The organism is Pseudomonas sp. 39004 (assembly GCF_028682155.1).
GTDB classification, from domain to species: domain Bacteria; phylum Pseudomonadota; class Gammaproteobacteria; order Pseudomonadales; family Pseudomonadaceae; genus Aquipseudomonas; species Aquipseudomonas capeferrum.
This window is the reverse complement of the sequence record NZ_JANIAG010000005.1, coordinates 58,248-73,637: the sequence shown is the minus strand read 5'-3', so window position 1 is coordinate 73,637 and position 15,390 is coordinate 58,248. Positions and strand designations below refer to the sequence as shown.

General features: G+C 63.9%; 13 protein-coding genes and 1 riboswitch. Of the genes, 2 read left to right on the top strand and 11 right to left on the bottom strand.

Going from position 1 to position 15,390, the window contains the following annotated elements:
• The 9 genes from NP534_RS01800 to NP534_RS01760 form a co-directional block, all read right to left on the bottom strand.
• The coding region (locus tag NP534_RS01800) for a PqiC family protein (protein ID WP_274097553.1) at positions 1–646 on the bottom strand (646 nt) is incomplete at its 3' end.
• Positions 647–819: 173 nt separating this feature from the next.
• A complete protein-coding gene (gene parC, locus NP534_RS01795) occupies positions 820–3,078 on the bottom strand; it encodes a DNA topoisomerase IV subunit A (protein ID WP_033701831.1) in 2,259 nt (752 codons plus the stop codon).
• A gap of 10 nt (positions 3,079–3,088) precedes the next feature.
• The gene (locus tag NP534_RS01790) at positions 3,089–3,607 is read right to left on the bottom strand and encodes a retropepsin-like aspartic protease family protein (protein WP_274097552.1); all 519 of its coding nucleotides are present in this window, start codon (positions 3,605–3,607) and stop codon (positions 3,089–3,091) included.
• Positions 3,604–4,590: an esterase-like activity of phytase family protein gene (locus tag NP534_RS01785; protein ID WP_274097551.1), complete on the bottom strand. Its 987-nt coding sequence runs from the start codon at positions 4,588–4,590 to the stop codon at positions 3,604–3,606. Before NP534_RS01785 ends, NP534_RS01790 begins: the two co-directional genes overlap by 4 nt.
• A complete protein-coding gene (gene parE / locus NP534_RS01780; protein WP_033701834.1) occupies positions 4,587–6,491 on the bottom strand; it encodes a DNA topoisomerase IV subunit B in 1,905 nt (634 codons plus the stop codon). Before parE ends, NP534_RS01785 begins: the two co-directional genes overlap by 4 nt.
• A 48-nt stretch (positions 6,492–6,539) precedes the next feature.
• Complete coding sequence (locus NP534_RS01775; RefSeq protein ID WP_274097550.1) at positions 6,540–7,148, bottom strand: YqiA/YcfP family alpha/beta fold hydrolase; 609 nt, start codon at positions 7,146–7,148, stop codon at positions 6,540–6,542.
• A 151-nt stretch (positions 7,149–7,299) separates the two neighbouring features.
• On the bottom strand, positions 7,300–8,106 hold the full coding sequence (gene cpdA, locus NP534_RS01770) for a 3',5'-cyclic-AMP phosphodiesterase (RefSeq protein ID WP_033701836.1): 807 nt from the start codon (positions 8,104–8,106) through the stop codon (positions 7,300–7,302).
• Positions 8,107–8,191: 85 nt separating this feature from the next.
• On the bottom strand, positions 8,192–8,644 hold the full coding sequence (locus NP534_RS01765) for a DUF1249 domain-containing protein (protein ID WP_027592506.1): 453 nt from the start codon (positions 8,642–8,644) through the stop codon (positions 8,192–8,194).
• On the bottom strand, positions 8,635–9,252 hold the full coding sequence (locus NP534_RS01760; RefSeq protein WP_033701837.1) for an NUDIX domain-containing protein: 618 nt from the start codon (positions 9,250–9,252) through the stop codon (positions 8,635–8,637). The genes NP534_RS01765 and NP534_RS01760 overlap by 10 nt, the downstream gene beginning before the upstream one ends.
• Before the next feature lie 185 nt (positions 9,253–9,437).
• Between NP534_RS01760 and NP534_RS01755 the strand changes: the two genes are divergently transcribed.
• Positions 9,438–10,184, top strand: a complete 747-nt coding sequence (locus tag NP534_RS01755; protein WP_274097549.1) for an RsiV family protein — start codon at positions 9,438–9,440, stop codon at positions 10,182–10,184.
• Here NP534_RS01755 and cytX read toward each other — a convergent pair.
• The gene (cytX, locus tag NP534_RS01750; protein WP_274097548.1) at positions 10,153–11,436 is read right to left on the bottom strand and encodes a putative hydroxymethylpyrimidine transporter CytX; all 1,284 of its coding nucleotides are present in this window, start codon (positions 11,434–11,436) and stop codon (positions 10,153–10,155) included. The genes NP534_RS01755 and cytX overlap by 32 nt on opposite strands.
• 176 nt (positions 11,437–11,612) lie before the next feature.
• On the bottom strand, positions 11,613–13,493 hold the full coding sequence (gene thiC / locus NP534_RS01745; protein WP_274097547.1) for a phosphomethylpyrimidine synthase ThiC: 1,881 nt from the start codon (positions 13,491–13,493) through the stop codon (positions 11,613–11,615).
• Between the two features lie 156 nt (positions 13,494–13,649).
• Positions 13,650–13,755, bottom strand: a riboswitch (TPP riboswitch).
• A gap of 160 nt (positions 13,756–13,915) precedes the next feature.
• On the opposite strand from thiC, the gene NP534_RS01740 reads away from it, so the two are divergent.
• Complete coding sequence (locus tag NP534_RS01740; protein ID WP_274097546.1) at positions 13,916–15,349, top strand: TolC family outer membrane protein; 1,434 nt, start codon at positions 13,916–13,918, stop codon at positions 15,347–15,349.
• Positions 15,350–15,390: the final 41 nt, after the last annotated feature.

Sequence of the window (15,390 nt, the reverse complement as noted above, 5' to 3'; positions counted from 1 at the left end):
GTGCCTTCTTGACCTGTACCGGCGCAGCGGGCTTTTTCGGCGCCTCTTCGGCAATGGCTGGCTGATTGGCCAGCGGCTTGACCGCCGTGCTCAGCTGTTCGGCCAGCTTTTGCAGCAGTTGCCCTTGAGCCTGCACCTGCGACGCTTCGCTGCCCTCATGCTGCTGCTCGAGGTGAACGATGCGGTTGTCACGCACATGGCCACGACGGTCGAGCAGGCGCCATTGGGCGTCCAGAATCGCCGGTTGGTCCTTGCCCGAGTCCAGGCGGGTAATCGACAGCAACACTTGCACGTCCGGGCTGAAACCAGTGGTCGCCGGGGCCAGCACCACGCGCTGGCTATCCAGCCGCCAGGCCAGCTGGCGAACCAGCAACTGGTCAATGTCCGACGAGAGGCTGCCGGCCCAACGACCGTCGGTCGCCGAACTCAGGCTGCCATCGGCCTGACGCTGCAGGAACGTCTCGCGTTGCAGGTAATCGGCAACCGATACCGGGCCGAGCACCACGGCCATGCCCGCGCTTTGCGACGGCTGGCCAGGATCACCGCTGTCGAGCTGGTACAAGGCCACAGGCTGATGCATGCTGCATCCGCCCAGCCCCAGAAGGCCCGTCATCAACAGCGCAAATGGAAGGCGCAGAAGTTTCATCATCCCATCCAGGCGGTCGCCACAGGCAGACCGCAGTGATACTCATGTAGATTCAATCGGGCACACGGCCACGCCGGCACCGCAAGGGCCATATCATCCGCGAAATAGCTGTCCGACTCCAGCATTTCTGCCCGGAACGGCCTTGAAATTGCCGTTCCAGACATTTCAGCAGCTTACGCCGGGCCTTCCACCTGCAACCCATCGACGCGCTGGAAGCCGCGTGGCAGCTTGCTGCCGCGCCGGCCCCGTTCGCCCTTGTAGTGCTCCAGATCGTCCGCTTTCAGCGATAGCGTACGCTTGCCGGCTTGCAATACAAGGGTCGCGCCTTCAGGGATTACCGCAAGGTCGGTGACAAATTCTTCACGACTGGCCACCCGATCGCCAGGCACGCCGATGATCTTGTTGCCCTTGCCTTTGCCCAACTGCGGCAAGTCGCTGACCTTGAACACCAGCAGCCGGCCCTCGGTGGTGACTGCCGCCAGCCAGTCCTGCTCGCGGTTGGCCACCGGGCGCGGGGTCATGACCTTGGCCCCATTGGGCAGGCTGAGCAGGCCTTTACCGGCCTTGTTCTTGGCCTGCAAGTCTTCGCCCTTGACCACGAAGCCGTAACCGGCATCCGACGCCACCACATACAGCGCATCGTCCTCAGGTAGCAGCACACACTCGAAGGTCGCCCCAGGTGGCGGCGCCAGGCGGCCCGTCAGCGGCTCGCCCTGCCCCCGCGCCGACGGCAAGGTATGCGCGGCCACCGAGTAGCTGCGGCCAGTGGAGTCGATCAATACGGCAAACTGGTTGGAGCGCCCGGCGGCTGCAGCCTTGAAGCCATCGCCAGCTTTGTACGAAAGGCCGGTGGCGTCGATGTCGTGGCCCTTGGCGCAGCGCACCCAGCCCTTTTCCGACAGCACAACGGTGACCGGCTCGGTCGGCATCAGCTCGTTTTCCGACAGCGCCTTGGCTTCTGCACGCTCGACGATCGGCGAGCGGCGGTCGTCGCCGTAGGTTTCGGCGTCCTTGATCAGCTCGCTGCGCACCAGCTTGCGCAGTTTGGCGTCGCTGCCGAGCAGGGCCTGCAGCTTGGCCTGCTCCTTGAGCAGTTCGTCCTGCTCGCCGCGAATTTTCATCTCTTCAAGGCGCGCCAGCTGCCGCAGGCGGGTCTCGAGGATGTAGTCAGCCTGGATTTCGGTCAGCTCGAAACGCTCGATCAGCGCCTGCTTGGGATGCTCCTCGGTGCGGATGATATGAATCACTTCATCCAAGTTGAGGAAGGCAGTCAGCAAGCCTTCGAGCAGGTGCAGGCGCCTCTGCACCTTGTCCAGGCGGTGCTGCAGGCGGCGGCGGACGGTGTTGGTACGAAACTCCAGCCACTCCAGCAACAGTGCTCGCAGGTTCTTCAACTGCGGCCGGCCGTCCAGGCCGATGATGTTGACGTTGACCCGGTAGCTGCTTTCCAGGTCGGTGGTGGCGAACAGGTGCTGCATCAGCTCGTCGGCATCCACCCGGTTGGAGCGCGGGATGATGACGATACGGCACGGGTTCTCGTGGTCCGACTCGTCACGCAGGTCGGCCACCATCGGCAGCTTCTTCGCCTGCATCTGGGCGGCGATCTGCTCCAGCACCTTGGCCCCGGAGACCTGGTGCGGCAGCGCGGTGACCACCACGTCGCCGTCTTCGACGCGATAAACGGCACGCATGCGGATCGAGCCGCGGCCGCTTTCGTAGATTTTCAGGATCTCGGCGCGGGGCGTGATGATTTCGGCTTCAGTCGGGTAGTCCGGGCCCTGGATATGCTCGCACAACTGCTCGATGGTAGCCTTGGGCTCGTCCAGCAGGCGCACGCAGGCACTGGCCACTTCACGCAGGTTGTGCGGCGGCACGTCGGTGGCCATGCCCACGGCGATGCCGGTGGTGCCGTTGAGCAGGATGTTGGGCAGGCGCGCCGGCAGTACTGCGGGCTCCTGCAGGGTGCCGTCGAAGTTCGGCACCCAGTCCACGGTGCCTTGGCCCACTTCGTTGAGCAACACTTCGGCGTAGCGCGACAGGCGCGCCTCGGTGTAACGCATGGCAGCGAACGACTTCGGATCGTCCGGTGCACCCCAGTTGCCCTGGCCATCGACCAGGGTGTAGCGGTAGCTGAACGGCTGCGCCATCAACACCATGGCTTCGTAGCAGGCCGAGTCGCCGTGGGGGTGGAACTTGCCGAGCACGTCACCGACGGTACGCGCCGACTTCTTGTGCTTGGCATCGGCATCGAGCCCCAACTCGCTCATGGCGTAGATGATGCGTCGCTGCACCGGCTTCAGGCCGTCGCCGATGTGCGGCAGGGCCCGGTCCATGATCACGTACATGGAGTAGTTGAGGTAGGCCTGTTCGGTGAAGTCAGCCAGCGAGCGGCGTTCGACGCCGTCGAGGCTGAGTTCCAGTGGGTCGCTCATGCGGGCCTCGTCATTTCAGGTTCTGGCGCAACAGCATGGTGCCGCCGCGCTGGGTAAATTCAAGTTGTTTCAGGGCGCTCATGCCCAGCAGCACGGTCTGGCCGTCCAGGCCTGGCACCACGGTTGCACGCACGCCCTGTAAACGGATATCGCCCAGTTGCAGGGTATTCAAGCGGGTGCGGTAGCCTTCGGTGCGGCCATTTGCGGTGCTGAGCAGCACCGGGCTGCCTCGCGCCAGGTCCAGCTCGCTGGCCAGGGCCTCGGGGATCGCCACGTCGGTGGCCCCGGTGTCGAGCATGAAATGCACCGCCTGGCCATTGATCGCGCCATCCACCACGAAATGCCCCTGGCCATTGCTCAGCAGGCGCACCTCGATAAAGCCTTCGCCGTGCTCGGAGCGCACCTGGGCATTGGGATTGCGCTGGCTATCTTCCCATTGACCGAAAAAGCGCGTGGCAAGGAACAGCGCCGCCGCCCAGGCGACGATCATCAGTACCTTGCCAGCACGCTTGCCCGGTGCCTGGCTCATGGTTTGGCGCTCCAACCGCCCTCTGGCGCTTCGAAGCGCCAGACAATCGGCCGCACCTCGCCATCGGCGCGGCGGCCATTGTTGTTGTCCAGGCCAATCCAGGCGCCTTTGGCGTCGATCACCAGGGCTTCTGCCAGGCCGAACGGCTGATCATAGCGGCGAGCATCCACCAGCGCATCGGCGGCAAACGACCAGCAACGCTCGACCTTGCCGCTGTCGGCGTCGCGGCGACAGATGCGGTAGGCGTTACGCTCAAGGGTAAACAGCTTGCCCTCGAACCAGGCCAGGTCGGCGAAGTCACGCGACAGCGCGCGCGCGTTGGGCATCTGCGGCGGTTGCATCTCGACCCCGGCCTCGCTCAGCAGCACGCAGCTGCGCCCGCACGTCCATACCGATTGCTGGCGCTCGATCGCCACCAGCCCCCGGCGCTCGCGCTCGGCGGCAAGCCAGATGCGGTCGCCCGCCGGGTTGATCGCCAAGCCTTCGAACAAGGCATTGAAGTTCAGCAGCATGCCGCTGGCCCGGGCCTGTCGTACCATGGCCGAGTCGATCTTCAACCAGTCCGGCTCGCCTTCGACGGGGACCTGCAAGACAGCAGCGTGGGCCTCACTGACCAGATAAAGGTTACCGGCCTGGTCACAGGTGATGCCTTCGAAGTCCAGTTCACCACCGCGGACATAGGACGCCGCCCAGTTGCGCGACTTCAGCCCCCACGGCAAACCGCTCTCCGGTACCGGCGGCGGGTTGAAGGTCAGCGGTTGAGCGCGCCACACGGCATTTTGTTGATCGAACCGGTAAACGCGGTCGTCGTCACGGTCGGAAACGCCCCATAGCCCGCCTCGGCACTGGGCCAGGCCAGACAGGTTGCCGCCGCGCATACCCTCGATCGGGTGCTCGGCGGCCATCTTCAACTGCGGCCAGTTGCCCGCCAAACTCGGCAAGGCAAACAGTGCAAGGCAAGTGGCAAGTAGCAGCCGAATCAAACCATGACCTCGGCCAGGTTGCCTTTGGTTTCCAGCCAGCTCTTGCGATCACCGGCGCGCTTCTTGGCCAGCAGCTTGTCCATCAGCTCGCAGGTGGCCTCGACGTCTTCCAGGGTCAGCTGCACCAGGCGCCGGGTGTTCGGGTCCATGGTGGTTTCGCGCAGCTGTGGCGGGTTCATCTCGCCCAGGCCTTTGAAGCGCGTGACTTGCGGCTTGCCGCGCTTCTTCTCGGCCACCAGGCGGTCGAGGATGCCATCACGCTCGGCTTCGTCGAGGGCGTAGTAGATTTCCTTGCCCAGGTCGATGCGGTACAGCGGCGGCATGGCCACGTAGACATGGCCGGCCTCCACCAGGGGGCGGAAGTGCTGAACGAACAGCGCGCACAGCAAGGTGGCGATGTGCAAGCCGTCGGAGTCGGCGTCGGCGAGGATGCAAATTTTGCCATAGCGCAGTTGCGACAGGTCGGCGGCGCCGGGGTCGACGCCGATGGCCACGGCAATGTTGTGCACCTCCTGGCTGGCCAGGACTTCGCCGCCGTCCACTTCCCAGGTGTTGAGGATCTTGCCGCGCAGCGGCAGGATCGCCTGGAACTCCTTGTCCCGCGCCTGCTTGGCCGAGCCACCGGCCGAGTCACCCTCGACCAGGAACAGCTCGGCGCGCATCGGGTCCTGGCCTGCGCAATCCGCCAGCTTGCCTGGCAGCGCCGGGCCCTGGGTGATGCGTTTGCGTTCGACCTTCTTGCTGGCCTTGAGACGACGGCCGGCGTTGCTGATGGCCAGTTCTGCCAACTGCATGCCCAGCTCGGGGTGGGCGTTGAGCCACAGGCTGAAGGCGTCCTTGACCACACCGGAAACAAACGCGGCCGCCTCGCGGGACGACAGACGCTCTTTGGTCTGCCCGGAGAACTGCGGCTCCTGCATCTTCATCGAAAGCACGAAGGTGATGCGCTCCCAGACGTCTTCCGGCGCCAGCTTGACGCCGCGCGGCAGCAGGTTGCGGAATTCGCAGAACTCGCGCATGGCATCCAGCAGTCCCTGGCGCAGACCGTTGACGTGGGTGCCGCCCTGGGCGGTAGGGATCAGGTTGACGTAGCTTTCCTGAACGCTGTCACCGCCTTCGGGCAGCCACAGCAAGGCCCAGTCCACGGCTTCCTTGTTGCCAGCCAGGCTGCCGCAGAACGGCTCGTCCGGCAGGCGCAGGTACTCGCTGACCGAGTCGACCAGGTACGAACGCAGGCCGTCCTCGTAGTGCCACTCGACCTTCTCGCCGCTGCCCTTGTCCTCGAAACTGACCAGCAGGCCCGGGCACAGAACGGCCTTGGCCTTGAGCACATGCTTGAGGCGGCTGATGGAGAATTTAGGCGAATCGAAATACTTCGGGTCGGGGCTGAAGTACACGCTGGTGCCGGTATTGCGCTTGCCGACCGAGCCGACCACTTCCAGCTCACTGGCCTTGAAGCCATCGGCGAAGGTCATCTGGTACTCGTTGCCGTCACGCTTGACGCGCACGCGCACCTGGGTCGACAGGGCGTTGACCACCGAAATACCCACGCCGTGCAGGCCGCCGGAGAACTGGTAGTTCTTGTTGGAGAACTTGCCGCCGGCGTGCAGCTTGGTAAGGATCAGCTCGACCCCGGACACGCCTTCTTCCGGGTGAATGTCCACCGGCATGCCGCGGCCGTCGTCGCTGACTTCCAGCGAGTGGTCGGCGTGGAGGATGACCTGCACCGAACGGGCGTGACCGGCCAGGGCTTCGTCGACGCTGTTGTCGATGACCTCCTGGGCCAAGTGGTTCGGTCGGCTGGTATCGGTGTACATGCCCGGTCGCTTGCGGACCGGATCAAGGCCCGAGAGGACTTCGATGGCGTCTGCGTTATAGGCGCTAGCGCTGGGATTGGCCATGGGGTCTCGTCGTCAGTCAGGTGAATGCAAAAGGTCAGAGTACAAAAGTCAGAGCACAGAAAAGTCGAGCGCCGCATACAAACTGGGGGCAACACCGGCGAAGGCCAGCATCGCCGGCAAGTGCTCGACGAAGCCCTGGAAGCTGTGGTCGCCACCGGCCTGGATACGCAGGGCACAAGCACGGTAATAGCGCTCGGCGTGGCGATAGTCCAGGGTTTCATCGGCGGTCTGCAACCACACTTGATAGCGGTTGGCATCCACGGGGGCGGGCACTTCCAGCTCGGCCAGGGCCTGCACGTGATCGTGAGTCAGCTCCCAGGCCTCATCGGTGTAGAGGTTGCGCTGGGTGCCGAGGTAGCCATCGAACAACCGGTGCGGTGCCACTGCCGGGTTGATCAGCAGGGCCTTGAGGCCATGGCGCTCGGCCAGATAGGTGGCATAGTAGCCGCCGAGCGAACTGCCGACCAGCAGGGGCGCGCCCAACTCCGCGATAGCGCCTTGCAGTTGGGCAATGGCCTGGCGCGGGTGATGGTGCAAGGCCGGTACGCGCAATTGCTCGGACAACCCCAGCTGCTGCATGACGGCCTCGAGCTGGCGCGCCTTCTTCGACAGCGGCGAGCTGTTGAAGCCATGGATATAGAGGATGGAACCCGACATGCTGCCCCCGGAATCTGTGGCTTCGCGCCCAATCTGGCAGGCGCAGGGACGCGCAGTGTAGCGCGTTCGCCGGGTTTTGACGCAGCGGCGGGGTTTTCGCAACAATTTCTTCGGCAACCTGAGGGGCCGCTGCGCAGCAGCCCCAAGGCCGTCAATACCCCGGGCTGTCGAAGTCCAGCTTCACGTCGAAGTCCCGCGCCCGCTCTACACCAGTCTCCAACCGCCCGTCGGCGTGCAGACGCAGCCAGCGATAGCCCGGCTGTTCCTCGCTCACCTTGAAGTCCTCGCTGTGCGCCGCGAACTGAATGCAGGTAGACGGCGTGGCCAGCAAGCGCAACCCCTCGCGCATTTCATCCCACGGCTGGTGGACATGCCCCCAAAGCAGCCCGCGCACCTGTGGATAACGTTCGACGATGCCGAACAGCGCCTGGGCATTGCGCAGGCCGATCGGGGCGATCCAGGCGCAGCCGATGTCCACCGGCTGATGATGGAAGCACACCAGGCAATGGCGTTCGCCCGCCGTCTTCAATGCACCCTCAAGCAGGCTCAGCTGAGCCTCTTCGAGCAGGCCATGGGTCGCGCCGGCCACCGCAGAATCGAGCATCACGATGCGCCAGCCACCGATATCGGTAACCGCTTGCACCAGGTCCGTGCCTTGCGCGATGTCGGCCATCACCCTCGCTTCGTCATGGTTGCCCGGCAACCAGCGCGTCGCTACGCCAAACCCTGCGGTCAGCTCGCGGAACGCTTCATACGACGCCACGCTGGCGTCCTGGGAAAGGTCCCCCGTGCACAGCAGCAGGTCGATGGCCGGTTGCTCGCGCTGCACCTGGGCAACCACATGGCGCAGGCTGTCCCGGGTGTTGAGACCCAGCAGGGTGCCGGCCGGGTCGGCGAACAGGTGGGCATCGGTGAGTTGCACCACATGCACGGGGCGGGTTGGGTCTAGGTGCGGCAACGGCCGTCTCCTCGAACGGATTCAGCACGAATTATGGCTGCGCAACGGGTGCGAGCAAACACCCGAAGCCGACGCACATCACATTTCAGCGAACGCTTGCCAATTCGTGACCACAGGCCAGGCAGTGGCTCAGCCACTCGCCGAGGAACAGGTTGAGCTGCGCCTTTTCATCGGGCTGGTGCATGCCTGCATTGGGGTACGGGTAGATACTGCGCAGGCGCCGCGCGTGCTCGGCGCTGACCACCTCGGCCATGCGCGCATCGTGGTACACCTGAACCTCCAGGTGCGGCACCGGCAGCCATGGCAAGCTGTGTTCCTGGCGCACGTGCAGCGTGGTGGTATACGGGCAGGCCAGCACCACATCGAGCACCAGCACACCGAGCATCTGATCGCCCTGGGTCATGCCGATGCGACGCGAGCTCTGGGTGGTGCGCATGTCAGGCAACAAGCGCATCAAGCGGGCGTAGTTGGCCTCGCAGGCTGCTTGCAGCCCGACCAGGTCGACCCGATATCGCTCGCGCAGCAGGTTCACTTCCACATACCTCGAACTTCGTCTCTGTTGAGCGCCAGCCACTGCAGGCCAATGATCGTCGCAGCGTTGCAGATACGGCCGTCACGCACCGCCTGCAAGGCATCTTCGAACGACCAGACGCGCACGCGGATGTCCTCGCCCTCTTCTTCCAGGCCATGCAGGCCGCCCGCGCCCTCGCTGGTGCAACGCCCAAGGAACAGATGGACGTATTCGTCACTGCCACCGGGCGACGGGAAGTAGCGGGTCATCGGCCACAAGGCGCTGAAGGTCAGGCCGGCCTCTTCTTCTGCCTCGCGGTGTGCAACCTCTTCAGGCTGCTCGTCCTTGTCGATCAGCCCGGCGACCATCTCGATCAGCCACGGGTTGGCGACCTTGTCGAGGGCGCCGACACGAAACTGCTCGATCAACACCACTTCATCGCGTAGCGGGTCATAAGGCAGCACACAGACCGCATCATGACGCACGAACAGTTCGCGGCTGATCTCGCGGCCCATGCCCCCGGCAAACAGTTCGTGGCGCAGGTGCACCTTGTCGAGCTTGTAGAAGCCCTGGAAGCAGTTGGCCCGTTTGACGATCTCGACCGCCTTGGGGACTGAATTGAGCGTGTCTGACATAGAAATCCTCGTTACCTCATTTACCGCTTCGCGCCATCCTACTCCGCCTGCCGGCCTCTTTCATCCGTTTCCAGCAACCGTTCGCGCACTCGGGACAGCACGCCTTCTGTCTGTTAGCTTAGTGGCGAACTGAAGGCCGCGCCGACGGTCAAAGGCCGACTTTTCCCTGTTCTGCAAGGATCATCATGACACTTGTCAAACTGACTTCCGTGGCCGTGCTGGCACTGGCCCTGAGTGCCTGCCAGAGCCTGTTCACGCCCAATTACCGAGCACCGCTCGAGGTCAAGCGTGACGCCTGGGAGCACGTCAAACCCGGCTGCAGCGAAAGCGACTGCCCCCTGGTGAACATCGACACCATTCACTTCCCCGCCCTGCCCAAGCTCGACGGCATCGTCGAACAGCGCCTGCTGCAACTGACCGAAGACAACCAGCGCGGCGCCGCGCCAACCACCTTGCAGGCCTACGAGCAGCAGTACCTGGCCAGCGCCGACAAGCGCAACAGCAGCTACCTGCAGGCCAAGGTACGCGAGCAGCATGACGGACTGGTGATCATCGAACTGTCCAGCTACCTGGACAGCGGGGGTGCCCACGGCATGCCGGGGCGTGGTTTCATCAACTATTCGCGCAAGCTGGACAAGGTCCTGACCCTGCAGGACATGCTGGTGCCCGGCCAGGAAGAGACCTTCTGGAAAACCGTCGAAGAGTCGCACCGCGCGTGGATGATCAGCGTGGGCATGGACAAGGACGCCGAATTCATCAAGACCTGGCCCTTCAAGAAGTCGCCGCACGTCGCCCTGACGTACGGCGCGGTGGTGGTCAAGTATGAGGTCTATGCCATCGCGCCCTACTCCATGGGCCATGTAGAGCTGAAGATCCCCTACCCGCGCCTGAACGGCGTGATCAAGCCTGAGCTGTTTCCCGGCCGCGGCTGAAGCTCAGTAGCGCATGCAGCACACCTGCCAGCACCAGCGCTGGCAGGGTCGCACCCAGGTCCGGCGCTTGCGCGGCGATCAGATGATAAGCCGCCACCCCCACGACCCAGGCCAGCAACGCCTGCCAGTGCAAGCCATCGATCTGCGCCGGCAAACGGCGGCGGCGGATCACGTAGTGGTCCATCAGCACCACGCCGAACAACGGTGCGAACACCGAACCGATCAGCAGCAGGAAGTTTTCGTACTGGGCCAGCGGCGCCAGCAGGGCGATCAGGGTGCACAGCACGCCGATGGCCAGCGCCAGATGCTCGACCTTCAGTGGCAGAAGTACACCGGTTGAAACCGCTGCCGAATGGATATCGGCGAAGGCCTTTTCCGACTCATCCAGCAGAATGAGCAGCAGCGCAATACCCATGCCGGCGCCAGCCAGGGCCAGCAGCAGGGCATTGACTTCGCCGCTGGCGGCAAAGGCCAGGGTGTAGGCCACGCCCAAGCTCATCAGCCAGGTGTTGCCGATAAAGTACCCAACTACCGTGCCGCCGAACACATGCTTGCCATTGCGGGCGAAGCGCGAGTAGTCGGCGATCAACGGCAACCAGGACAGCGGCATGGCGATGACGATGTCAAAACCCACCGCCAGCGACATAGAGCCATCCCCGGCGCGGCTCCACAGCTCAGCCAAGTCGGCCTTGGCAAACAGGTTCCAGGTCAGCCACACGCAAGCGCCCATCAACAACCAGATGCCCCAGGCGCGCAGCACCTTGCGCACGAAGGCCAGTGGCCCGCTGACTGCCAACACAGTGGCCAGCGCACCGAAGCACAGTGTCCACAGCACCGGGCTGTTCCAGGCACTGTCTTCACCGAAGGCCCGCGCGCCCAGCAGGCTGGCGGCATCGCGCATGACGATGATCTCGAAGGCGCCCCAACCGACCAGTTGCAGCAGGTTGAGCAGTGCCGGCAAACGCGCGCCATGGCTGCCCAGGCTCAGGCGCAGGGTGCCCATGGCGGACAGGCCGGTGTCGCTGCCGATAACCCCGGCAGCCCCCAGCAACAGCACACCCACACCAGTGCCCAGCGCGATGGCCAGTACCGCGCCGGCGAGGCCCAGGCCTGGCGCCAGCATGGCGCCGACCTGCAGCACCATCAGGCCGATACCGAGGGAGAACCACAGCGCGAACAGGTCGCGTGCGCCGAAGATGCGTTGCTGGGTGGGGACCGGGTGGTCGGGAGAGAATTGGCTGGGGGTGGTCATGCTTGCAGACACTCGGCATTAAAGGTGGTTGAACACGGTCGCTGTAGGAGCGGCCTTGCGTCGCGAAAGGGGCGCGAAGCGGCCCCCCGGTTTCAGCTTCGCCGCTGATAGTGCCGGGGCCGCTTCGCGACCCTTTTCGCGACGCAAGGCCGCTCCTACAGAGGGCAGTTTTGCAGTCAGACTTTTTTGTACAGCTGGCTGCCTTCCTGGCGGAACCGCTCGGCCTGCTCACGCATGCCATCTGCAACCGTCACGTCCACGGTTTCGATCTTGGCGGCGTATTCACGCACTTCCTGGGTGATCTTCATCGAGCAGAACTTCGGCCCGCACATCGAACAGAAGTGCGCGACCTTGGCCGACTCCTTGGGCAGGGTCTCGTCGTGGTACGCGCGGGCAGTGTCCGGGTCCAGGCCAAGGTTGAACTGGTCCTCCCAACGGAATTCGAAACGCGCCTTGGACAAGGCGTTGTCACGAATCTGCGCGCCCGGGTGGCCCTTGGCAAGGTCGGCGGCATGGGCGGCGATCTTGTAGGTGATGATGCCGGTCTTGACGTCGTCCTTGTTCGGCAGGCCCAGGTGCTCCTTGGGCGTCACGTAGCAGAGCATGGCGCAACCGAACCAGCCGATCATCGCCGCGCCGATACCCGAAGTGATGTGGTCGTAACCCGGCGCAATGTCAGTGGTCAGCGGGCCGAGGGTGTAGAACGGCGCCTCGTCGCAGCATTCCAGCTGCTTGTCCATGTTCTCCTTGATCAACTGCATCGGCACGTGGCCTGGGCCTTCGATCATGCACTGCACGTCATGCTTCCAGGCGATCTTGGTCAGTTCGCCAAGGGTTTCCAGCTCACCGAACTGTGCAGCGTCGTTGGCGTCGGCGATCGAGCCCGGGCGCAGGCCGTCGCCCAGCGAGAAGCTGACGTCGTAGGCCTTCATGATTTCGCAGATTTCGTTGAAGTGGGTGTACAGGAAGTTTTCCTGGTGATGCGCCAGGCACCACTTGGCCATGATCGAGCCACCCCGGCTGACGATGCCGGTGACACGCTTGGCGGTCAGCGGCACATAACGCAGCAGCACGCCAGCATGGATGGTGAAGTAGTCCACGCCCTGCTCGGCCTGCTCGATCAGGGTGTCGCGGAACAGCTCCCAGGTCAGGTCTTCGGCGACGCCGCCGACTTTCTCCAGGGCTTGGTAGATCGGCACGGTACCGATCGGCACCGGCGAGTTACGGATGATCCACTCGCGGGTTTCGTGAATGTGCTTGCCGGTGGACAGGTCCATGACCGTGTCCGAGCCCCAGCGAATGCCCCAGGTCAACTTGGCCACTTCTTCCTCGATCGAGGAGCCCAGCGCACTGTTGCCGATGTTGCCGTTGATCTTCACCAGGAAGTTGCGGCCGATGATCATCGGCTCCAGCTCGGTGTGGTTGATGTTGGCCGGGATGATCGCGCGGCCGCGGGCGATTTCTTCGCGGACGAATTCGGGGGTGATTTCTTTCGGGATGTTGGCGCCGAAGCTGTGGCCGGCGTGCTGCTGGTCGAGCAGGCCGGCAGCACGGGCTTCCTGCAGCTTCATGTTCTCGCGGATGGCCACGTATTCCATCTCGGCGGTGATGATGCCCTGGCGGGCGTAGTGCATCTGCGAGACGTTGACGCCAGCCTTGGCGCGGCGCGGGTTGCGCACGTGGTTGAAGCGCAGCTTGGCCAGCTCTGCATCGTTCAGGCGCTGTTGGCCGAAGTTCGAGGTCAGGCCGCCCAGCCGCTCGGTGTCGCCGCGGGCGTCGATCCAGGCCGAACGGACGTCGGCCAGGCCCTTGCGCACGTCGATGATGACGTTGGGGTCGGTGTACGGGCCGGAAGTGTCATAGACCAGCACCGGGGCATTGGTTTCGCCGCCGAAGTCGGTCGGGGTGTCGTGCAGGCTGATTTCGCGCATGGGCACGCGGATGTCCGGGCGAGAGCCCTCGACATAGACCTTGCGCGAACGGGGGAACGGTTGCACGGACTGCTGATCGACTTGTGCCGACTCGCTGAGGTTGATCGTTTTTTCTTGTTTGCTCATCACGGGCTCTCCAGACAGCTTCCTAGCGGATGGAATGTCGGGGAGAACCTGAAAGACGCGGACGCACCCAGAGATGGATGCAGTGCCGGACATGGGGGTGCCTTGCGCTTTTTACAGCGGCGACAATCCCGGACCTGGCACAAGAGGCTCACCGGGAAAGCGAGCAATCTTGTTCCCTACGCAGGCGCTAACCTGATCAGGTTCAACGGGATCCGGAACTTCCGATCTCAGCCTTTGCAACAAGGCACCCCGACAAGAACATGCGCAGTCTAGACTGGAGTGGCCGGCAAAGCCAAGCGGGTAAATGCGGGGATGATGAAAGGCGCACTGGGCGATTGTTGCCGGGGGCGCATGGCACTACACTGGCCCATCGCTCGATACTCAACAGTTCAGTAATTAATTTTCGTACAAGGATTGCCTCTATGCTGCGCAAACTCTCACTGGCGATAGCCGTGTCTTGTGCGTCCAACGGAGTGGTCTGGGCAGCGGATGTGCCCATGACGGTGAAGACCGACCTGGTCAGCGTCTACCAGGAGGCGGTCGACAACAACGCCGACCTTGCAGCGGCCCGCGCCGATTATGGCGCCCGCCGCGAGGTGGTACCGCAGGCCCGCGCCGGGCTGCTGCCGAACCTGTCGGCCAGCGCCGAAATGTTGAACACCCGTACCAAGCTCGACGAACCGTCGATGACTTCCAACCGCAGCGGCAACTCCTGGAGTGCGACCCTGGCGCAGCCGGTGTTCCGTGCCGACCGCTGGTTCCAGTTGCAGGCCGCCGAGGCGGTCAACGAGCAGGCAGCGCTTGAGCTGTCTGCCACCGAGCAGAACCTCATTCTGCAGACGGCGCAAAACTATTTTGCGGTGCTGCGCGCCCAGGACAACCTGGCCGCGACCAAGGCTGAAGAATCGGCCTTCAAGCGCCAGCTCGACCAGTCCAACGAGCGTTTCGACGTGGGCCTTTCCGACAAGACCGACGTCTTGCAGTCCCAGGCCAGCTACGACACCGCCCGGGCCAACCGGATCATCGCCGAGCGCCAGGTACAGGATGCCTTCGAAGCCCTGGTAACCCTGACCAACCGCGAATACGCATCGATCCAGGGCGTCGTCCACACCCTGCCGATTCAGGTGCCCACGCCCAACGATGCCAAAGCCTGGGTCGAGACCGCCGGGCGGCAGAACCTCAACCTGCTGGCGACCAACTACGCCGTCAACGCCGCTGAAGAAACCCTGCGCCAGCGCAAGGCCGGCCATGCCCCGACCCTGGATGCGGTGGCCAAGTACCAGAAGGGTGACAACGACAGCCTCGGCTTCACCAACCCTTCGCAACTGGGCGTGCGTTACAGCGGCGACGTCGAGCAGACCAGCATCGGCCTGCAGCTGAACATTCCGATCTACAGCGGCGGCCTGACCAGTTCGCAAGTGCGCGAGGCCTACCAGCGCCTGAGCCAGAGCGAGCAACAGCGCGAAAGCCTGCGCCGCCAGGTGGTAGAGAACACGCGCAACCTGCACCGTGCGGTGAATACCGATGTGGAACAGGTGCAGGCGCGCAAGCAGTCGATCATTTCCAACCAGAGCGCGCTGGAAGCCACCGAAATCGGCTACCAGGTCGGTACCCGAAACATCGTCGACGTGCTCGACGCCCAACGCCAGCTGTACACCTCGGTGCGTGACTACAACAACAGCCGCTATGACTACATTCTCGACAACCTGAGCCTCAAGCAAGCGGCGGGCACCCTGAGCCCGCAAGACCTGCAGGACCTGGGGCGGTATCTGAAACCGGACTACAACCCGGACAAGGACTTCCTGCCACCAGACCTGGCGGCAGCTGCAGCGAAGAACTTCGAACGCAGGCCTTGAGATGCGTAGGGCTTCTTCGCGGGCATAACCGCGAGGAAGCC

What these genes read in the sequence shown, in the direction of transcription:
- parC (WP_033701831.1), bottom strand. Translation starts at nt 3,078, where the DNA reads ATGAGCGACCCACTGGAACTCAGCCTCGACGGCGTCGAACGCCGCTCG.
- NP534_RS01790 (WP_274097552.1), bottom strand. Translation starts at nt 3,607, where the DNA reads ATGAGCCAGGCACCGGGCAAGCGTGCTGGCAAGGTACTGATGATCGTC.
- parE (WP_033701834.1), bottom strand. Translation starts at nt 6,491, where the DNA reads ATGGCCAATCCCAGCGCTAGCGCCTATAACGCAGACGCCATCGAAGTC.
- NP534_RS01775 (WP_274097550.1), bottom strand. Translation starts at nt 7,148, where the DNA reads ATGTCGGGTTCCATCCTCTATATCCATGGCTTCAACAGCTCGCCGCTG.
- NP534_RS01760 (WP_033701837.1), bottom strand. Translation starts at nt 9,252, where the DNA reads ATGTCAGACACGCTCAATTCAGTCCCCAAGGCGGTCGAGATCGTCAAA.
- NP534_RS01755 (WP_274097549.1), top strand. Translation starts at nt 9,438, where the DNA reads ATGACACTTGTCAAACTGACTTCCGTGGCCGTGCTGGCACTGGCCCTG.
- cytX (WP_274097548.1), bottom strand. Translation starts at nt 11,436, where the DNA reads ATGACCACCCCCAGCCAATTCTCTCCCGACCACCCGGTCCCCACCCAG.
- thiC (WP_274097547.1), bottom strand. Translation starts at nt 13,493, where the DNA reads ATGAGCAAACAAGAAAAAACGATCAACCTCAGCGAGTCGGCACAAGTC.
- NP534_RS01740 (WP_274097546.1), top strand. Translation starts at nt 13,916, where the DNA reads ATGCTGCGCAAACTCTCACTGGCGATAGCCGTGTCTTGTGCGTCCAAC.